Below are 21,153 nucleotides of genomic sequence, written 5' to 3' on the forward strand. Positions count from 1 at the left end.
AGTTTATCTATTTAATTTACTTATAATAATAGTTTCAGTAATATTCCTAAAATTTATTATAATTATAAATAATATTGATAGGATAACTATGAGTAAACTAATATACCTAATACTAATCTCCATCGTTTTGTTTTTCGCTTATGGAATTATTTCTGAAGCAAATAAACCTTCTAAAAAAGAAAAAAGAATTTCTTGCCAAAAAGAAACAATTACATTTGAAAAGATTCCAAATACTAACTTAAAAGATGCTGCTATTACTTTATTTGAGTCAAATAACTATTTTATCAACTCACATATGGAATATTCAAAATTTATGAAATCTGAACTTGTAAATTATATGACAAAAGAAAAAGCAGATAATTTATTAAAAGAGCAGATAGAAAATTACATAAAAAAATCAAAAAAATCAAAAAATAAACTTCAAATAAAATACTATATATATGAAAATGATAAAGAAGATAGTGGTAAAAAAGGTAAAAAATCAAAGCTTTATGCAGGTTATCTATTATTTGAATTTAGACTACAAGATAAGCTTATATATAAAATACAAACAGACTATATGAAACTAGATGCAAGTGATATTTCTAATCGAATGGATTGTATTCTAAAATCATTTATTACATTAAAAGGAAAATAAAATGAAACAAAAAATATTTAAAGATAAATATCATATATTTGAAATAGAGTTTGATAAAACAGAGATTGAATTTTCAAGTGTCAATGAAATCATAAATACATTAAAAAATAAAATAGATGAGAATGAAATAATTGCATATATTGCTACTTTTGACCAGTTTTCACATACAAAGAAAATAAAAGGTGAAATTAGTCCTACAATAAAAGATGCCAAAAATATAGTATTTTGTTTTGGAAAAGAGATTCCAACTCCAGAAGTATTAGCTGTTCGTCCAAGAAGTATTGGGGTAGTAGAACTTGAAGATTCTTTTGTAGTAAACTTCTTAGAAGCTCCAAATGAAATGGCAAATGCCTCTATGGAAGATATGATTAAATCTCTTAAAAAGTAAGGGTTACCTTACTTTTAAAGTGTTATTACTTTAGCTCCAAAACCACCTTGAGAAGGATGTGCATCTGTGTAAGATTTAACTTTAGGATGAGAATCTAAAAACTTTTTTACCGCATAAGATAATTTTCCAGTACCAATTCCATGGTAAACTAATATTTCATCAAAACCAGCTATAAGAGCATCAGATAAAAATTTATCTAAGTTCTCTATTGCCTCATCAGAACGTTGTCCATGTAAGTCAAGTTTCACATGTCCTGAATCAGGTTTTTGAACAGTAACAGTTGTTTTAGGTTTAGCCTTTACTTTGGGAGGATTTCCACTTCTTTGTAAATCAGCAAGTAATACTTGTACTTTCATTCCCATATCATTTTCAATAAATGCTTTTTTACCTTTTATTGAAATTAATACACCTTTTGTACTTCTATATTTTACTCTATCCCCTACTTTTAAATCTGCAACTACTTCTTGAACCTTTTCAGTTTTTATTGACTGTGCTTTATCATGTGCAATATTTAAATGTTGATGACCTTTTGCAACTTTTGCTTTTATTGCTTTTTTAGCTTCGTCTCTTGCATCTTTATATTCTTTATGAAGTTTAGATTTTTCCATATAAATATGATCATCTAAATTCTCTTTTGTCTCTTTTAGATTTCTATTTAATCTCTCATGTTCTGCAATTTCATCGTCTAATTTTGCAATCTTTTGCTTATATTCAATTTCTAAAGCACTACTTCTTTCGATAAGTTCATTTAACCTATCTTTATCTTCACCATAAACTTCTTTTGCCTTTTTGATTACATTATGTGGAATTCCATATCTTGAAGCTGTTTCAAAAGCATACGATTTTCCAATTGTTCCTTGTAAAAACTCATATGTTGGTTTACGATTCTCCTCATCATAAAGAGCTGCTATTAACTCTACATTAGGATTTGCAGCCATAAGTGCAGCTAATCTTTTGTGGTGAGTTGTAATTATAATTTTAATATCTTTTTGAATTAACTCTTCAATAACAACTTTAAATAAACTTGCAGCTTCATCAGAATCTGTTCCAAGTTCTATTTCATCTACACCAACAATTGCATTTTTAGCTCCAAAAAGCTTTGAAAACTCTACCATACGTCCTGCAAAAGTAGAAATATCATTTTTAACACTTTGAGGGTCATCTAATACTGCATTTATCTCTTTAAATGTCCCAATAACTGTATCTTTATGTGCGTTGTATGGAAGTAGATACTTTGAAAGTAGCACTGCTGATAAAATAGATTTAAGCATCATCGTTTTACCCCCTGCATTTACACCTGTAATCATAACAACTGATTTAGAAAAATCAATAGTAATTGGTTTAGGCTCATGTAACGCTGGATGTTTAAAATCAACTAGTTTATTTAAACCTTTTTTTGAGGGAAGAATAAAATTCTTATCTCCTATTTTTGCAAAAAAGATTCTTGCTTGATAGTGATCAAATCTATCAAACTCTTTGTTTATAAATTTTAAAAACATTAGATTTTTTTCAAATAAAGAACTAATCTCTTTACACACTTTTAATAGTATCTCTTCTTGTTTATTTAGTAAATCACTCTGTTTTTGTTTTAAAGCACTAACACTATGAGGAAGAACATAGAAGAAACCTGAATTTGACCTATTTATTACCGAAGCTTTTAATATATGATTAAAACCACCACGAACTAAAATACACTCTTCACCATTTATGTAATGTACCTGAGAATCAACTAAATAGCTTCGTAGTTTTGTTGAGTTTATTATCTTATAAAGACTCTGTTTTATTTCTTGCTTATTTTGATAAATTGCACCTTTTATTGCATCATAGTCTTCATTTATACCCTGTCTTAAATTTGATTTCTCATCAAAATAAGAAGAAATATTTATTATTTCATTTGGTATTATAATTTTATCAATCCATTCTTGCAGTTTTCCATCAAAGTTAAACTTTTTTAAATAAGAAAAATATTTGATGATTTTAACAAACTCATAAATCTCATAAACTTTTAAAATACCTTGTTTCTGGATATGAATCAATGCAGAATCAAGATTTTCTAACTTTGGTGGTTCTTTTATCTGATAATTTGATAGTTCTTTTATCAATCTATGGTGAATATTAATATCACCTTCTAAAATAATTGATTTTTCTCTTGATAAAAGTTTTGAAAAAGAATCTATATAATCTAATAAGTCTAATTTTTTAAATATATCTTGCATTCGCGAATTATATCTTAAAGAGGATAAACCTCCTATAAAGGACTATTTTTTGCTTCATATTTCTCTCTATAAATTTTTTTTTCATTTTTTTGTCACAATTATGTCACTCTTATGTTATAATAAATATAGATATTAATTATATTAAAGGAGTTATTATGAGTCAAGAAGTAAAATTAAATAGAGATACTATGATTGTATCAGAAACTGACAAAGATGGTATTATCCTTTATGCAAATGCAGATTTTTGTAAAATCGCAGGATATACAAAAGATGAGTTAATAAACAATCCACATAATATTGTAAGACATTTCGATATGCCAAAAGCTGCATTCAAAGACTTATGGGATACTGTTCAATCTGGAAAAATATGGAATGGCATTGTAAAAAACAAAACCCAAAATGGAGGGTTTTATTGGGTAAATGCTACTGCTTTTCAATCTAAAGATAGTCAAGGAAATACAAGATATATCTCAGTTAGAGTAAAACCAACAGATGAAGAAATTAAAAATGCTAAAGAGCTATATAAAACGCTAAAATAAGGGACTGATATGTTTTTTAACAATACAAAAAATACACATGAAATAATTGATGCATTAAATAAAATTGAAGCATTTATTAAAAATGATATCAATAAAATTCAAATAGAATCTAATAATTGTACTGGTGATAATAAAATTATTATGGATAAAATATTAGATATCTCGAACTTGATGGAAACAAAACAAAGAGAAGATATGACAGTTTATGGTGAAATTATGCTTTCAACTGAAAAACTATCAGATGGATTTACAAGCGATAGGATTACTAAGAAAACATCAAATGAAAAGCTAAACTATATTGCAAAATCTATTAATGTGATGTCTGATAAGATAGAAACATCTTTATCGAATATTCAAAATGTTCTATCTGAATATTCTGAACATAATTTTTTAAATACTATTGATACAGAAATGTTTCGAGGTGGAGATTTAAAAAAACTTTCTACTGGAATTAATTATCTAAAAAATGAAATTACAAAAAATTTACTTTCAACTTATGAAACTAGTTTAACTATGCAAAAAGAATCAACTACTCTTTTAGATAATTCAAGTAATCTTTCAAATTCTACAGCAACTCAAGCAGCTTCTTTAGAAGAAGCTTCTGTAGCTATTGAAGAAATTACAAATACAATTTCTAATAATACAGTTACAGCAACACAAATGTCAAAATATGGTGAGGAAGTAAAAGTTGCTATTAAAAATGGTATGCAACTTGCGTCAGAAACAGTAAAAGCAATGAATGAAATTAATGATTCTACAAAAGAGGTACATCAAGCACTTGATATGATTGATCAAATTGCTTTTCAAACAAATATTCTGTCTCTTAATGCCGCTGTAGAAGCCGCAACTGCAGGAGAAGCTGGAAAAGGTTTTGCAGTAGTTGCACAAGAAGTAAGAAACTTAGCCTCAAGAAGTGCTGATGCAGCAAAAGAGATTAAAAGTATTGTTGAAAATGCAACATTAAAAGCTAATGAAGGAAAAGGTATTGCTGATAATATGATATCTGGATATGAAATTTTAAATAACAACATATCAGAAACAACAGAACTCATATCAAAAGTTGTAAAAGCTTCAAAAGAGCAAGAGAATGGAATATCATTAATAAACACTAGTGTTTCTCAAATAGATACTCTAACACAACAAAATGCGATGGTAGCAGAAAATGTAAAAACAATCTCAATGCAAATGAATACTATTGCTAACGCAAATGTAGAAGAAATAAGTAAATCACAATTTGAAGGAAAAAATAAACTTCAAGGAACTTAATAAAAAATAATGGCTAGTTATATTTTAGCCATTATAGTTTTTTGATTATTTTTTCTTTGGTCTAAAAGGTTTGATAACCTCTTCATTACATTCTAAAAATGGACCTTCCATTAAATCAATACAATATGGAATAGCAGGGAAAACTGCATCTAAACATTCTCTAATAGATTTTGGTTTACCTGGAAGATTTACAATTAAAGAACTTCCTCTTAAACCTGCTGTTTGTCGAGAAAGAATAGCTGTTGGTACAAACTTTAAAGACTCTGCACGCATTAATTCACCAAAACCAGGCATCATTCTATCACATACTGCTTCTGTAGCTTCAGGAGTAACATCTCTTGCAGCTGGACCTGTTCCACCTGTTGTTACAACTAAACAACAACCTTCATTGTCAACTAAATCTTTCATAGTCTCTTCAATAGTTTTTTGGTCATCTTCAATGCATCTATAAACCTCTTGCCAAGGAGATGTTAAATAATCATTCATAGTATCAATAATTGCTTTACCTGATAAATCTTCATATATACCTTTACTTGCCCTATCAGAAGCTGTAATTATTCCAATTTTAGCGATATTATCACTCATAAAATATGTCCTTTTTCTTTAATAAAATAAACTGTTCCATAATTTTTAAAAAATTCTTTTGCAGCATTTGAATTTATAATTTTGTCTTTTCCACCTAAATAGATTTCTATTTTTATTCCTCTATCTATAATTTCATTTAATTTTTCATCATCCCATGTATAATTTAAAAGCTCATCAAGTTCTTCTAAAGTACCTTGTGTAAAATAATTACTTGTATTTATAGTTTCAGAATAAGTGATATTCTTTAAAAAGTTATCGCAATATGATTTTGTATCTTTTTTAAAAAACATCAATTGCATTCGTTTAAATTTTTCGTCCTCAATTTGAAAAAATGCGGGAGAAAATAACTGTAAAGTGTCTACTCTTTTTTGAGTTTCTAATACATACTCAAAAGCTTTAATAGCACCATATGAAAAACCAGATATTGTAAAATCATTTTCAATTATGTATTTTGAAAATAGTTCTTCTTCATTTTCTAAAGAAAAACCAGAAAAATATTTAGATATCATCAGAAGTAATCACCTCATTTTTTATCATAATATTTTTTAATCTATTAATATCTGTGGCATTATGAGAAAGCTCAGAGCGTAAGTTATTACTAATATCTTCAATTAAAACATCTGCATTTTTAGCCATTTTATAATTTGATACTATATCTTGAGCTAATTCATGTGCTTTATTCAAATCATTACTATTAATAGCATATTTTTGTTTTTTTATAATTTCAACACCTATAGAACCAGCTAAATACCTTCTAATATTTTCTAAAAGTTCATTATATGATGGATATACAGAATCTATTTTCTTAACACTCTCATCAAATAAAGCTACTTTACTTTTTGTTATAAATGCCTTACTTGCTTGGTAAACAGCTAGAATTTCTTTTTGTTCTTCATTCAATAAAAGATTCTCTTTTTTACCAAATTCTAATTTATTCTTTGCGAGTTCTATATCTTGTAATTCTAATATTTTAGAATCTCTTTTTATCATACTTAATAAAGCTTCATTTATTAAAGTTGCAAGAGCAGCAGAACTAAATCCTGAGGTCTCTTGTGATAATTTATCTATATCAAATTCATAATGTTTTGAATCTAAGTACAACTCTAATATTTTTTTTCTATCTTCAATATTTGGTAGATTTATAAATACTCGTCTATCAAATCTTCCTGCTCTCAAAAGTGCATCATCAAGTACTTCTATTTTATTTGTAGCAGCAACTACAATAACACCTGAATCACCATCAAATCCATCCATTTGTGTTAAAAGTTCATTTAAAGTAGACTCTCTTTCATCATTTACCTTACCACCTCTTTTTTTACCAATTGCATCTATTTCATCAATAAATACAATAGCAGGAGCACTAGCCTTTGCTTTCATAAACAATTCACGAACTCTTTTTGCACCCATTCCTACATATATTTGAACAAAGCTTGCACCACTTTGATAAAAAAATGGAACATCAGCTTCCCCTGCAACTGCCCTTGCAATAAGCGTTTTTCCAACACCTGGAGGGCCAACTAGAAGAACACCTTTAGGTAATTTTACACCATGTTGTAAATATTTGCTTGGTTTATTTAAAAAGTCAACTATCTCAACAAGTTCACCTTTTACTTCAGATATTCCTGCAATATCTTTAAATGTAATATTTGAATTTACAGCAGTTATATTTGAAGGTAATTCTTCTTGCTTATTATCTTGTACACTTGAAAGTTCTTTAGAGAAATTACTATTTGTATTTTTATTTTTATTTAAAAACTTTTGAATTTTTTCTTGATTAAATCGTACGACTATTGCAAAGACTAATAAAACTAATAAAAATATTATTCCAAAATAATATGAACCAGCTTCAATATAATCACTACTTTTATAAAGTGTATAAACAAATAACACTATAAGAATAATGGCAGAAATCCCCATAAACTTTACATTTTTATCTAAACTGTTCTTATTTGAATGTTGCGACATTTTTTCCAAGCTCCGCTTTATAATCTTCTATAAAAATCCAATCACCAACTAAATCAACACTACTTTCAATCTCGATTTGATTAAAATGTTGATCTAAACCTATATATTTACCATTTTTCTGTGATTCAATCAATACTTCTAATGGTTTTGTATTATTTTTTCTAAACTGATAGTTTTTTTCTTCAATAATTTTTGTTAATTCATTATATCTTATTTTTGCAATATCACCACGAATATCACCTTTCATAGTTGCACTTGGTGTACCATCACGTTTTGAATAAGTGAAAGCATGAACATGTGTTAAAGGAAATTTATGTAAATTTTCTATTGCCTCTTTCCATAATTCATCTGTTTCACCAGGATGTCCAACAATAAAATCTGTTCCTAAAGCATAACCCTTATCTCTTAAAAACTCAAATAGCTCTAAATCAGATAATACTTTATTTCTTCTATTCATTATTTTCAACATCTCTTTTGAAGTGTGCTGTAGCGCGATATGAAGATGTTTAGCCATAAAAGGTTCGTTGATAATCTCTTTAAATTCATCATCGATTTGAATAGGTTCAACTGAACCTAGTCTAATTCTTCTAACACCTTTTATCCTAGACATTTTTTTAAGAAGCTTAGCTAAAGAAGTATGCTGTTTTTTTCCATATGAACCTACATTTGTTCCAGTTAATATAAACTCCCCAAAGCCATTTGAAGCTAAAGTAGTAACTTGTTCTAAAATCTTATCTTCCGAATAAGATCTTGCATCACCTCTTACATAAGGAATAATACAATATGAACATCTAAAATCACAACCTTCTTGGATCTTGATAAATGCCCTACTTTTTCCAATAAACTCTTCAACAATAGTATCATCAATATGCTCTAAATCACCAGCATCAAAAAATCTCTCTTCTTGTTGTAAGAGTTCATTTATTTTCTCTTTTTCAGAATGACCAAATAGTGAATCTACTTTATCTTCTTTAAAAAGACTTTCACCTTTTGTCCAAACTCCACACCCAGTAAATACAACTCTTGGAGGTTTCTTAAATTTATTTAATGAGTTTATATAGCCTCTTGCTGTACTATCTGCACTATTTGTAACAGTACAAGAGTTTATAACTACAATATCTGCTTCTTTCTCATCTACAGTTACTTCAAAATCTTTTAAATTACTCATCATAACTTGAGTATCAAAAACATTTGTTCTACATCCAAAAGTTTTAAAGTATACTTTTTGCTTTGTTGCCGAAAAATTCATTAAATCAATTCTCCAGCTTATCTTTGAATAATTTCATCTTCTAAGTCTTTAGGCTTAGGTCTACGAGATGGTCCATAATGTTCATCAGTTTTATTGATATTGATTTGTTGAGTTGGGTAAGCAATATGAATATCATCTTCTTTCATAAATGCTTCTAATATCTCAGGAGACATAGTACTTCTAAGTACTAAAGCTGAATATGAATTTGTTAAATACCAAGCTGAAATTACAATACCATGAGGTTCAACAAAAGTATAAACTCTAGGTTCAACTCCCGTTGCTCTTAACTGATACTTACTTCTCATTTTAGAAAGTTGTTTTCTAGTTATATCTGTATAACCTTTTGAATAATGTTTTAAAATCTCTTTAGCTATATGTTGTGCTTTTTTATGATTTGAATCAAAAGTAATAGTAATATCAATACCATCCCATACAGTTCTAAGGCCTGAGTGAGTATAGTTTGCAATCATTTCAGAGAAAACATAGTTATTTGGAATAAAGAAAATTCTACCTGTTCTTCTATTAGTAACATAAGATGTATAAGTAATATCTTCTCTAATTGTAATTTTAAATAAAGAAATATCAAGAACATCACCAACTGCTTCAACACCACCTCTATTTACTTTAATTCTATCACCAACATGGATTGAACCAGATGTTACAATAACCATCCATCCAAAAATAGACATAAACCAATCTTTTAAAGCAATCGCAATACCAGCAGATGCAAATCCTAAGATTGTTACTAAATATGAAACATTATCAATATATGAAAAAAGTATTACCATAAGAATAAAAAATACAACTATAAAGTTAATTACTTTATTTGTCATATAATAGTTTTCGTTTTGAGAGAAATACTTTTTAAGTGCTAGTTTAATTAAAAATGTAATTACAAATAAAACAATAATAATCAAAGCAATATTAAATATTTTTTCTACTTGATTTGAAATTTGAGATTTTGTTTCTAAAATAACTTGTTCTATTTTTCTTGTATAAACTTCTTCAGTCGTAGAAACAATTTCTAAAACCATATTAAAGTCTTTTTTCTCTTTATCTAAAAATGTAACTTCATCTTTATATTCAGGTTTAGTATCTAAATTATATAGTTCAAGATATACAAATAGTTTTTCATCTAAAAGATTAGTTAATTCAGATATCCTCTCTTCAACAGAAGAGAATTGTTTCTTATTGTTTTCTAATTTTTTAATATATGATAAAGCATTAATAATTCCAAAAGGATTAGTTATCTCTTCATAGTTTTCTATTTCAGGTGGATTTATTAAAGCCCCAATAGGTGAACCTTTATATTCAGAAATTAACTCTAACTCATTTTCTTTAATTCTAACTTTGTTGTTTAAGTGATAAACTTGGTCTTCTGTTTTATTTTTAACTTTTTTAATATTCTTTTTTAATTCAGTTAATTCAGCAGATATTTTTCTATATGCATCATAATTGCTATATCTTTTTAATAATATATTATCTTTTAATTTAATATCAATTGACTCTATTCTTTTTTTTAGTTCTTCAATTTTAGCTAGTGTTTGTTTTTCCTTTTCCTCTTCTAGCCTCTTCTCTTCTTCTATTTTTTGTTTAGCTTCTTCAATCTCTTTCTTTTCTTTTTCAAGAGCTAACATTTCAGCTTTTGCTTTTTCTTCTTTAATTTTTTTTGCTTTTTCAATTTTAGCTAAACGTGCTTTCTCTTTTTTAACTAATTCTTTTCTCTTTTTTTCTATTGCTTCAATATCTTCTAATTTATTTACTACTACTTCTTTGATCTCTTGTGCAGTCTTTTCTTTTGATACTGCTTCTTGTGCAAAAGTAGAAGTTATAAATAGTGCTGAAAGAAGTATACTTTTAAAAAACATATTCAATTTAAAAACCTTTTAATATTTCTATAACATCATTTTTTTCAATTTTATCAGTAATTTCACAATCACCAATACCTTTTGGCAGAATAAACTTTATTTTATCATCTAAAGATTTTTTATCTAAAAAGAAATGTTGATAAAAATCCTCAACATCTTTTATTTTATAATCAGTAGGAATATCATACTTTTCAAGTAGCCTTTTAACTCTTAAAGCTTCTTGCTCACTCATATTTCCAATTCGAACAGCTAAAGCATTTGCCATAACCATACCAATACCTACAGCTTCTCCATGTAAAAATGTATCATAATTTGTTTCATTTTCGATTACATGTCCAAAAGTATGTCCATAATTCAATGCTGCTCTAATACCTTTTTCTTTTTCATCTTGTGATACAACCCATGCTTTAGTCTCAACAGATTTAGCAATAGCTATTTTTATATTTTCACTATCATTTAAATCATTTTCTTCTAACCATTCGAAGAAATCACTATTAAAAGTTACTGCCATTTTCACAATTTCAGCTATTCCTGCCCCGATTTCTCTTTTTGGTAAAGTACTTAAAAAGAAAGGATCTATATGTACTGCTATTGGCTGATGAAAGGCACCAACTAGGTTTTTACCAAACCTATTATTTATACCTGTTTTACCACCAACACTTGCATCTACTTGAGAAAGTAATGTTGTTGGGATTTGCACAAAATCGATTCCTCTTTGATAAACTGAAGCAGCGAAACCTGTCATATCTCCAATAACTCCACCACCAAAAGCAACAAGCAAAGAGCTTCTATTTAGTTTATGTTCAAAACAATGTTCAAGTATGCTTTCAATTGTTTGCATATTTTTATACTCTTCACCATCAGGAATAGTAACAACAGAGAAGTCTTTTGCGGAAATTCTTTCTTTTAAATAGTCAATATGCAAACTACTAATAGTAGGGTTTGTAACAACAACAACTTTTCTATCAAAATATATTTTGTTTAAAGTATCAATAGTAATATCGTAAGATGTATTATTTGGAAGGGTAATATTTACAATCATAAAAAATCCATAGTTTATAAATTAGTTTGATATTATCTAAAATTACCTAAAAATGACCTGAACTCTGGGCTTTAGTAAGAGGTTAAATTAATTTTTTGTTATAATTTTTTTACATTTTATTTCAAAATAAATAAAATATAGAATTTTCATTTAGAATTATAGATAAATTCATAAAAGATGTAAGAGTATTAAAAATAGTAAGATGTTATATCTTACTATTTTAATTTACATTGAAAGTAATATTGAACTTGACCTCTAGCCTTTTTAGGTACAAGTCCTAATTCTTTATTTTTAAGTAATAATAACATATATCCATCATTTGAATAAGAAGCCATATCTTCTTTTTGCATTTTAAAATCAAATATAACTTTGTTCTCTGTTATTAATTGATTTTCTTTAAGAGCAAAAACAAAAGGACTATTTACAGAATCCTCTTTTTTTACTGTGTACTTTTGACCTTGTTTCATAGTATGGGTATTAAAACATATATACTCAGAGTCTATTTCAAATCCTTCATCTGCAAATATAATACTTACAAATAAAAAAATTGGCAATAATATCTTCATCTAATTCCTTTTTGTTTTATAAATGAAGTATATCTATAAAAATAAAAAGGAAAATTAGATTTTAAATTAGTTTTTTATTTTTAATCTATTTTAGCAGCTGTAAAAATTATCTCAACAAGTGTTCCTTCACTTGCCATATTTGCTTCCACACAGGCACGTGCAGGCGGGTTTTCTTTTGAAACCCAGCTATCCCAAATTTCATTAAAATCTGAAAAGTCTCTATAGATGTCTTTTACAAAAATCTCTGCTCTTAGTATATTATGCTTATTTGAACCTGCTTCTTCAAGTCTAGTTTCTGCAATTTCAAATACTCTTTTAGCTTGTCCTTTTATATCTAAAGTTTTATCATCAGATACAATTCCAGCAAGATAAATGGTATTATTATGTTCAACAATTCTACTCATTCTCTCATTTACTTGTTTTCTTACAATCATAATACTTCTACCTTTCTTCAGAATCTATTTCTAGTTCATCTTTTTTAATAACATCTTTAACTCGATAACCTTTTTGGGAAATTATTTCCATATAAAAACTATCACATTTTTCATTTGATGCTTCATTAATACATTTTGTAATATCAACAAAATCAATAATTTCTGGTTTCTCATCATTTTTCGCAAATTTACATTTCAAATCCCAAAAATCAACATCTTCAGGTAAAGGCTTTCTTTTTTCTCTTTTTATATATTTTCTAATCTCATATTTTATTGCTTCTAATAATCTATCTGGATTTTTATTTTCTTCATTTAATTTAAAAGTTTTCTTCATTATTTTCCTTTTTTTGGATTATACACAAATTTAATGTAGAAAACATGAAGTTTTTCTTATGTATAATTCTTTTTATCAAAAAAAGGATATATATGCTTGAAAAAATTGGAGAAACATTAGATAATATTGATGTATTCAGACTATCAGATACAATTGCAGTTGATGACGATGGAATAATTTATAAAATTGATAAAGATGAATTATGTGATAGTATATATTGTGTTGCAGATTTTGAAAATAGAACATCTTTGGATGATATTAAAAGTCATATAATTAATCCATATAAACTCATTGTAGGTGAACATAGAGTTGATATTGTTAGTAATAAAATTGATGGTGCACACTTTAAGTATGAAGATGATGAATCAAATGACTATGTATCTATAAACTTTAAAAACAATGAAATAAAATTATATGACAATGGTGATATTGAAGACAATATTACAAATAAAGAATTTAAATCACATATTATTGCTATAGAAAAAGCATATCATTATGAAGTTGATGAGTATGAAGATTTTAATAGTTTAAGATTTTAACCTAAAAGTTACATTTTATAAAACATTGGAAACTATAAAAAAACCCACATTTATTGATTTTTTTGGACTTATACTACTATCTGCAATTTGGGGTAGTTCTTTTATTGCCATGGTATATGCCTTAAATCAATATGACCCATTGACTATAGCATTTGGAAGAGTTACTTTTGCAGGTGCATTTTTGTTATTTTTTGTTTTATTAAAAAAACTATCTTTTCCAAAAGATATTAGAACTTTAACTATACTATTTTTTGTAGGAATTCTAAATAACTCTATACCTTTTTATTTAATTTCATGGGGACAACAATATATAAGCCCTAGTACTGCATCAATCATGTTAGCAGTTGGCCCTTTTATAACTTTAATTCTATCTCATTTTATAACACACGATGAAAAATTCACTTTTTTGAAACTTATAGGTGTTATATTAGGTTTTTTTGGTGTTTTTATATTATTAGGTGATGACTTTTTAAATCAAAAGCATGACAGTCTTTATGGTAAACTTGCTATGCTTTGTGCAACAATGGGTTATATAAGTTCAGGTTTATTACTTAGAAGAGTCTCCCATATACCAATTCTTGTATGCTCTACAAGTATGTTAATTGTTTCAAGTATTTCATTACTTCCTTTTATACTTTTAGCACCTTTATCTAACTTACAGATATCAAACTATTACTTTTTACCAATAATTTATCTAGCAGTATTTCCAACTGCTATTGCATCACTTATTAGAGTAAGAATGGTTCAAAAAGTTGGTGTACAGTTTATGTCACAAGTTGCATATTTAATTCCAATTTTTGCAATTGTTTGGGCATGGTTATTCTTTGATGACTTACCAAAACAAACAGCTTGGATAGCCTTGTTTTTAGTTTTACTAGGATTATTTATCAAAAAACTTGAAAAGTAATATTTCTTTTTCCTTAGTTTAAATATTTTAAGCTAAAATTCCGCCCATGAATTTGACTAAAGAACAAATAGATATTATTAATGCAAAAGAAGAATCATTTAAAATAAATGCTGTAGCAGGTAGTGGCAAAACTACTACACTCTTAGAATATGCAAAAAACAATACTCATCTTAAAATTTTATACCTAGCATATAATAAATCTTTACAAATATCTATTCAAGAGAAATTGAAAGAATACAATCTCTCACATATGAAAATAAGTACAATTCATGCACTTGCATATAGTAAAACAGAAGCCTTTCAATATAACTTGTGTAATGATTTAAAAATACAAGTTATAGAAACTTGTTTATGTGATTATGAAAGAAATGAAAATCAAAGAACAAACTATTTTCCAATAGCAGAATATATTGCACTTATAAAAGATTTAGTAAACTTTTACTGTAATTCTTCCCTAATTTCCTTAGATGATATCCTATTAGAAAAATATAAATCGCAATGTGATTTAGGACCAAATACCATTAAACTTTTAGAAAAAGATCCATTAAGAGTATTAAATCATTTAAAATATATTCTCTCTTCTATGAAAAACAAAAAAATAGATGTAATTCATGATTTTTATTTAAAAATGTTTTATCTAAATAAAAAAACTTGTAGAAGTTTAAACTATGATTTAATACTTGTAGATGAAGCCCAAGATATTTCAGATGTTATGATTGGTATAGTTGAGTCACAAAACTGTAGACGTATTTATATTGGTGATTCATTTCAACAGATTTATTCATTTAGATATGCAACAAATGCTTTATCTAAGATAGACTTACCAGAATATAAGCTATCAAAAAGTTTTAGATTTGCTAATACTTATGCAAAAGTTTTACAAGATAGTCTAAATGAGTTATATAAAATAAATACAAATAAACTTTTAAAAATATCAGGTACTGACAATGAAACTAAAATTGGTAGAAACTCCATAGATTTGGATAAACAATTTTGTGTAATTGCGAGGTCAACTTTTGGATTGATTCAAGAAATTGTACATTTAATACATGATAACAAAAAAATCTATTTTGAAGGTGGTTATGGCTCTTATTCATTTATGAATCAAACTGTTTACTCTATTTTTTATTTAAAAGAAAAAAAATTCAATAAGATAACAATGAATGAAATAAAGGAGTTTGAATCAATATATGAACTTGAACAATTTTCAAAAGAAACAAAAAATCAAGACTTTTTAAATGTAATTAAATTTATAAATACTTACGGTGATAATATATTTGAAATAAATAAAAAAATAAAAGAAAAACTTACTACAAAAAAAGATGAAGCAGATATTATATTTACAACGACACATAAGTCAAAAGGTTTAGAATATGACCAAGTTATAATGGCAAATGATTTTATTTCAAAAAAAGAGATTACAAATAAAAAAAACAAAATGTCTTTTACTCAAATAATTGAAGAATTAAATATCTATTATGTGGCAGCAACTAGAGCTAAAAAAGCTATTGACATGTCTTCTATGCATTTAGATTATAAATATAAAGCAGATAATAACACTGAAACAATATCATATAAATATAAGAAAAAAAGCTCTAATAAACAAATGAAAAACTTACAAGAAGAGTGGTTGAAAAAGAATAGAATAAAAAAAGCAATATTTTAATATTTAGATTAATCTAATCTTTCTAAAAAAAGTTTTTCTACTTTTGCTCTAGCCCAAGGTGTTTTTCTTAAAAATTTAAGACTTGATTTAATTGAAGGGTCATAATTAAAGCATCTAATATTTATACGTCTTCCTAATTCTTCCCAACCATAATTATCAACTAAACTATTTAAGATTTTTTCTAAAGTCATTCCATGGAGAGGATTATTTGATTGTTCTTTATGCATTAATTTAATATTTCCTTGTATAATTATTTAGAAAAAATTATATCTAAAAAAGAGTATTAAGTGGAAATTATATATAAAGTATTTGAAGTATTAATTGTAGTTTATTTTATCTATCTTGTAATTAGATTTTTAAAATGTAGATTTGGAAAGTGTGATATTAAATAAATCACACTTTCATTAAAATTTTATAATTCAGAATTAACTAGCTCAATTAAATTTTTAAGACCAAATGTTTGTAATGGTTTTCCATTTACAATATAACCTGGAGTTTTTGTAACACCTAGTTTTTGGGCATCTTCTAAATCTTGTTTTATAATAGCATCTGCTTTAGGGTCATTCATAAACTTACCTAATTTTTCCATATCTAAACCCTCTACTTTAGGTAACATATTCCATAAAGTTCTAGGATTTACTACATGATGTTCAATCCAATATCTTTGAGTAGCAAACATAAATTCTAAAGTTTCCATAAACTTACCTTGCTCTTTTGCTCCTTCTAACATCTTTACAGCATAGTTTGAACCTTGATGAAATGGTGCATATCTTAAAACTAATTTTACTTTTCCATCATTTTTCTTTAATAAATCTTTTACATAAGGATGAAATTGAGCACATGTTTCACAAGCTGGATCAAAAAATTCAACCAATTGAACTTTTGCATTTTCATTTCCAACAACAACAGAATGAGGTCTTTGGAACAAGAGAGCTTCCTCTTTTGACATAGCTATTGACTTTTCTAATTGAGCATTTTTATAAGCATACCCTCCACCTAAAAATATTGCAATTAATACAACAATCGAAATCAAAACAACTTTTTTATTTTGCATATTATAAACTCCAGTTTTTTAAGGCAAATATTCTATCATAATAAATGTGTAGTTAGTATGGAGAGAAGTATTTGTACTATGGAACATCTAGAATTACACAGTTACATAAATCATCACTTTCATATTCAGTTAATTCACCTGCTTTTTTATCAGGATAAGGGAAAAGTCTAACTGTAAGTGGCTTATTTAACCTAAAAGCCATTGTTCCAGTATCTCTCATAAGAGCAGATATTTTATCTATAGATGTATCTCCTGCAATAGGAACAGTATCTAAACCAATTCCACAAACAGAACTATAAGTTAATAAAGACCTTATATCATAGTTTTTATCTACCGTTCCTTGAGACAATCCTAAATCTTCAATAACTGCTAACATAAGACCAGAGAAGCCAACTAAAGGCATATTTTTTACACCTTTAAATACTTTTGTCAATAAAGAAGAAGCCTCAACACTACCACTTGCTCCAAAATAAGGAACTCCTAATTGTTCATATACACTAACCATAGAAGAACAGTTTTTAGAAGGTGCAGCAGAACTATCTATTCCTATAAACTTGAAATCATTATTTTTATATGAACATAGAATCTCTTTTACATTATCAACATGATATTGTAATGCTTTACTCATTATTTCATAATAATTATTGAATAATTCCTGATGATTAGTAATATTTTTGTTTTTATTAAATTCTTTAAGAACATGAATTAACAAATCTGGTGTCTCAAAACCAACTACATAAGAGTTCTCTAAATTACTATCATGGTACGAAGCTGGGAAATAAGGAATATATGGTTTACAATTAAAATTTACAGTAAAATTAAAATTACCCTCTCCTCTTGGTGTGATTTGAGATATTTTTCGAACTACATTAGAACAGTGTGTGATAAGTTCATTATCTAAGATATTGTATTCATCAATAGGAACATTTACACATATATTACAAAGATCGCCAAAATCTTTTATTAGCTCAGGAACTAATTCTATTTCATTTAAAGTCTTAGCTTCTCCAATTGCAAATCTAATTCTTAAATTATCACCTGCAAAAGAGTTTAGAAGATTACTTAATATTTTTAAGTCACCTTTTGCTTTTTTTAAAGAAGAAGTATTTAAATACTCTCCAAAAGCATTGGTTACTATTCTTATTGATTGTACTTCATAATCATTTTTATTAAATTTTTGAGTTAATTCATTACAAAAGGTACAAGCTTTTAATATCTCTTCTTTCCATTTTGATTTATCTTTTGTAAGTGTTAAAAAAGTTGTAATTGTTCTTATTTTACATAGGTTTTTATTAGTGTAATTCATATTAATCCTTTTTACAAATTTATATGAATTATACTAGAGCTATTTGGTTTTAACAAGCCAAATATTGCTATAAATTATTAGTTTTGGATATTTTTTAATTTAAATAAAGAAAAACCTAATCCTATAAAAAGTCCTCCTGTAACTCTATGGAACCAGATCATTGTATTTTCTTTTTTAAACCACTCTTTAGTTGATTTTGCAATAAATCCATAAATACATAAACTTATAAATGAAAAAAACATAAAGATACCGGTCATTATAAAAAACTGAGGTATTAAATCATTTTCTAAACTTAAAAATTGTGGAAAAAGTGCAATAAAAAAAATTATTGGTTTAGGATTTGTTACTGCTAGAAAAAAAGATTCAAAAAATCCTTTTTTTAAACTTTTTTGATATTTTTTCTTCTCTTTCTTATTAAGTTTTAAAGAAGAAGCACTTCGAAATTGTTTTATCCCTAAATATATTAAATAAACCGCTCCAACGACTTTTACAATCATAAATAAAGTTGATGAAGTTACTAAAATAACACCTAACCCTGAAATTGAAATAGCTGATAATATAAAAAGTCCCAATATATTTCCAAAAGAAGAGGTCATTACCATTTTCATATCGTATAAAATACCATTAGTTAAAGCTAAAAAAATTGCAGGACCAGGACTAATAATATAAAAAAATGCAACTAGAGAATATACTAATATTATATCTGTATTCATCTAAGTATCCTTGTATATTTATTTTATTAAAAAATAATTTGGCTTATTCTTTATTCTTAATTGCCTCATAAGCAACTAAAATCTTCTTTCGTTCTATGCCCCATCTATAACCACTCATAGCTCCTGATTTTGCTAAAACTCTATGACAAGGGATTAAGTATCCAATATGATTTGAACCAATTGCAGAGGCAACTGCCCTCACAGCTTTTGGTTTATTGATTTTATTTGCAATATCTTGATATGTAGTTATTGAACCATTAGGAATATTTAATAAAGCTTTCCATATATTTATTTGAAAGTTTGTTCCTTTTACAAATAGATCAAACTTCTCTTTATCAATAAAAATCTTATTTAAATATTCTTGAGCTTTAATATTATCTTCTATTAAATTTGCTTTTGCCCAAATTTCTTTAAATCTATTAAAAAGTGCTTCTTTATTTTCATCAGTACTATCTACAAATCCTAGATAACTAACTCCTCTTTTTGTAAAACCTATTAAAGCCATACCAAAGGGAGTAGCACCATAACCATAGGTTATTTCTACATTCTTACCTAGTTCTTTATACTCTTTTGGAGTTACACCAATAATATTTACAAATAAATCATGAAGTCTACTTGAACTAGATAATCCAATATCTAAAGAACTATCTAAAATAGATTTTGATTCCTTTAAATGCTCTTTTGCATAATTTAATGTAATTGATTGGAGAAATTGAATAGGTGTTACACCTACATACTCTTTAAATACTCTTATGAAATGATACTTACTCATACCAATATATTCAGCAATAGTATCAACCGTAGGCTGTTCTTTAAAATTTTCGTCAATATATTTTATGACTTTTTCTATTTTTTTATAGTTTTCATTTTCTATTTGTAAGTTATCATTCATAAAATATCCTAATGAAAAGGTAAAATTCATTTTAAAATCTAAGTGGCATTGTATACCACTTAAACTTTTAACTTATTAATATTTACTTATTAAATCATCCTAATAAGTCGAATGATTGTAAATAACAAAATTACGAGCTAAAGCTTTTAACTCTTCTTTAATAGAAGATTGTAATTGAGTATTTTCAATATCATCTAATACATCACACATTTTGTTTGCAATAATCTCAAACTCTTTCTCTTTCATTCCTCTTGCAGTTAGAGCTGGGCTTCCTACTCTTATTCCTGAAGTAACAAATGGAGATCTTGTCTCACCTGGTACTGTATTTTTATTTACTGTAATTCCTGCATTACCTAATGCTGCATCTGCATCTTTACCTGAGAACTCTTTATTTAAGAATGATACTAATACTAGGTGATTATCTGTTCCATCTGAAACTATATCATATCCTCTTCTCATTAGTACTTCTGCAAGTACTTTTGCATTTGCTTTTACTTGTTTTGCGTACTCTTTCCAAGATGGGTCTAGTATTTCTTTAAATGCTACTGCTTTTGCTGCCATTACATGAACTAATGGTCCACCTTGTAGTCCTGGGAAGATTGCTGAGTTTATTTTCTTAGCTATATCTTCATCATTTGTCATTATCATACCACCTCTTGGTCCTCTTAATGTTTTATGAGTAGTTGTTGTTACTACATCTGCATAAGGGAAAGGAGACATATGTTCACCAGCTGCAACTAGTCCAGCTATATGAGCGATATCTGCAAATAAAATAGCTCCTACTTCATCAGCAATTTCTTTAAATCTTTTAAAATCAATTTCTCTTGCGTATGCAGAAGCTCCACAAACAATTATTTTTGGTTGAACTATTTTAGCAATATCAAGTACTCTATCATAGTTTATTCTTCCATCTAATTCTACACCATAGTAGAAGGCAGAGTAATTTTTACCAGAGAAAGAAGGTTTAGAACCATGAGTAAGGTGTCC

The 21,153-nt window shown here is 27.0% G+C and carries 23 protein-coding genes; 7 read left to right on the forward strand and 16 right to left on the reverse strand.

All coding sequences use genetic code 11. From position 1 onward, the window contains the following. The first annotated feature begins 88 nt into the window (after positions 1-88). Together BT997_RS04785 and BT997_RS04790 are read left to right on the forward strand one after the other, a co-directional pair. Positions 89-637 (forward strand): hypothetical protein, encoded by a 549-nt coding sequence (locus tag BT997_RS04785; RefSeq protein ID WP_072680306.1) that lies wholly within the window; start codon positions 89-91, stop codon positions 635-637. A gap of 1 nt (position 638) precedes the next feature. Then, the gene (locus tag BT997_RS04790; RefSeq protein ID WP_072680307.1) at positions 639-1,025 is read left to right on the forward strand and encodes a DUF6858 family protein; all 387 of its coding nucleotides are present in this window, start codon (positions 639-641) and stop codon (positions 1,023-1,025) included. A gap of 14 nt (positions 1,026-1,039) precedes the next feature. Here the strand turns inward: BT997_RS04790 and BT997_RS04795 are convergent, their stop codons facing one another. Continuing rightward, on the reverse strand, positions 1,040-3,241 hold the full coding sequence (locus BT997_RS04795; protein WP_072680308.1) for an endonuclease MutS2: 2,202 nt from the start codon (positions 3,239-3,241) through the stop codon (positions 1,040-1,042). 155 nt (positions 3,242-3,396) lie between these two features. On the opposite strand from BT997_RS04795, the gene BT997_RS04800 reads away from it, so the two are divergent. After that, complete coding sequence (locus BT997_RS04800) at positions 3,397-3,780, forward strand: PAS domain-containing protein (RefSeq protein ID WP_072680309.1); 384 nt, start codon at positions 3,397-3,399, stop codon at positions 3,778-3,780. Positions 3,781-3,789: 9 nt separating this feature from the next. Next, on the forward strand, positions 3,790-5,046 hold the full coding sequence (locus BT997_RS04805; RefSeq protein ID WP_072680310.1) for a methyl-accepting chemotaxis protein: 1,257 nt from the start codon (positions 3,790-3,792) through the stop codon (positions 5,044-5,046). A 45-nt stretch (positions 5,047-5,091) separates the two neighbouring features. Here BT997_RS04805 and mog read toward each other — a convergent pair whose 3' ends face one another. From mog to BT997_RS04850, 9 genes are all read right to left on the reverse strand, one after another. Beyond that, a complete protein-coding gene (gene mog / locus BT997_RS04810; RefSeq protein ID WP_072680311.1) occupies positions 5,092-5,631 on the reverse strand; it encodes a molybdopterin adenylyltransferase in 540 nt (179 codons plus the stop codon). Further along, positions 5,628-6,140, reverse strand: coding sequence for a pimelyl-ACP methyl ester esterase BioV (gene bioV, locus BT997_RS04815; RefSeq protein ID WP_072680312.1), 513 nt, complete (start codon positions 6,138-6,140; stop codon positions 5,628-5,630). Before bioV ends, mog begins: the two co-directional genes overlap by 4 nt. Then, a complete protein-coding gene (locus BT997_RS04820; RefSeq protein WP_072680337.1) occupies positions 6,130-7,596 on the reverse strand; it encodes an AAA family ATPase in 1,467 nt (488 codons plus the stop codon). The genes bioV and BT997_RS04820 overlap by 11 nt, the downstream gene beginning before the upstream one ends. Then, entirely contained in the window at positions 7,577-8,845 is a 1,269-nt protein-coding gene (mtaB, locus tag BT997_RS04825) for a tRNA (N(6)-L-threonylcarbamoyladenosine(37)-C(2))-methylthiotransferase MtaB (protein WP_072680313.1), read from the reverse strand. The genes BT997_RS04820 and mtaB overlap by 20 nt, the downstream gene beginning before the upstream one ends. A 17-nt stretch (positions 8,846-8,862) precedes the next feature. Further along, entirely contained in the window at positions 8,863-10,713 is a 1,851-nt protein-coding gene (locus BT997_RS04830) for a mechanosensitive ion channel family protein (RefSeq protein WP_083568470.1), read from the reverse strand. 7 nt (positions 10,714-10,720) lie between these two features. Then, entirely contained in the window at positions 10,721-11,755 is a 1,035-nt protein-coding gene (gene aroB, locus BT997_RS04835; protein ID WP_072680314.1) for a 3-dehydroquinate synthase, read from the reverse strand. Between the two features lie 215 nt (positions 11,756-11,970). Next, the gene (locus BT997_RS04840) at positions 11,971-12,321 is read right to left on the reverse strand and encodes a hypothetical protein (protein WP_072680315.1); all 351 of its coding nucleotides are present in this window, start codon (positions 12,319-12,321) and stop codon (positions 11,971-11,973) included. An 80-nt stretch (positions 12,322-12,401) separates the two neighbouring features. After that, on the reverse strand, positions 12,402-12,755 hold the full coding sequence (locus BT997_RS04845) for a RidA family protein (protein WP_072680316.1): 354 nt from the start codon (positions 12,753-12,755) through the stop codon (positions 12,402-12,404). 7 nt (positions 12,756-12,762) lie between these two features. Then, positions 12,763-13,089, reverse strand: coding sequence for a DUF6172 family protein (locus BT997_RS04850; RefSeq protein WP_072680317.1), 327 nt, complete (start codon positions 13,087-13,089; stop codon positions 12,763-12,765). 92 nt (positions 13,090-13,181) lie between these two features. On the opposite strand from BT997_RS04850, the gene BT997_RS04855 reads away from it, so the two are divergent. Genes BT997_RS04855 through BT997_RS04865 form a run of 3 tightly spaced genes read left to right on the forward strand, consistent with a single transcriptional unit; the run spans position 13,182 to position 16,201 of the window. After that, positions 13,182-13,628, forward strand: coding sequence for a hypothetical protein (locus tag BT997_RS04855; RefSeq protein ID WP_072680318.1), 447 nt, complete (start codon positions 13,182-13,184; stop codon positions 13,626-13,628). 25 nt (positions 13,629-13,653) lie between these two features. Then, positions 13,654-14,535, forward strand: a complete 882-nt coding sequence (locus tag BT997_RS04860) for a DMT family transporter (RefSeq protein ID WP_072680319.1) — start codon at positions 13,654-13,656, stop codon at positions 14,533-14,535. A 46-nt stretch (positions 14,536-14,581) separates the two neighbouring features. Next, on the forward strand, positions 14,582-16,201 hold the full coding sequence (locus BT997_RS04865; protein ID WP_072680320.1) for a UvrD-helicase domain-containing protein: 1,620 nt from the start codon (positions 14,582-14,584) through the stop codon (positions 16,199-16,201). An 8-nt stretch (positions 16,202-16,209) separates the two neighbouring features. On the opposite strand, the gene BT997_RS04870 is transcribed toward BT997_RS04865, so the two are convergent. The 6 genes from BT997_RS04870 to BT997_RS04895 all read right to left on the reverse strand — a co-directional run. After that, on the reverse strand, positions 16,210-16,428 hold the full coding sequence (locus BT997_RS04870) for a VF530 family DNA-binding protein (RefSeq protein ID WP_072680321.1): 219 nt from the start codon (positions 16,426-16,428) through the stop codon (positions 16,210-16,212). A gap of 185 nt (positions 16,429-16,613) precedes the next feature. After that, positions 16,614-17,255, reverse strand: coding sequence for a thioredoxin domain-containing protein (locus tag BT997_RS04875; RefSeq protein WP_072680322.1), 642 nt, complete (start codon positions 17,253-17,255; stop codon positions 16,614-16,616). Between the two features lie 76 nt (positions 17,256-17,331). Then, positions 17,332-18,561, reverse strand: a complete 1,230-nt coding sequence (locus tag BT997_RS04880; protein WP_072680323.1) for a DUF711 family protein — start codon at positions 18,559-18,561, stop codon at positions 17,332-17,334. 77 nt (positions 18,562-18,638) lie between these two features. Further along, complete coding sequence (locus tag BT997_RS04885) at positions 18,639-19,274, reverse strand: LysE family translocator (RefSeq protein ID WP_072680324.1); 636 nt, start codon at positions 19,272-19,274, stop codon at positions 18,639-18,641. A gap of 43 nt (positions 19,275-19,317) precedes the next feature. Beyond that, the gene (locus tag BT997_RS04890; protein ID WP_072680325.1) at positions 19,318-20,166 is read right to left on the reverse strand and encodes a bifunctional transcriptional activator/DNA repair enzyme AdaA; all 849 of its coding nucleotides are present in this window, start codon (positions 20,164-20,166) and stop codon (positions 19,318-19,320) included. Positions 20,167-20,265: 99 nt separating this feature from the next. Continuing rightward, positions 20,266-21,153, reverse strand: an 888-nt coding sequence (locus BT997_RS04895; protein WP_072680326.1) for a serine hydroxymethyltransferase, incomplete at its 5' end; no start/stop codon positions are given.

This window comes from Arcobacter sp. LA11 (assembly GCF_001895145.1).
Classification (GTDB): domain Bacteria; phylum Campylobacterota; class Campylobacteria; order Campylobacterales; family Arcobacteraceae; genus Halarcobacter.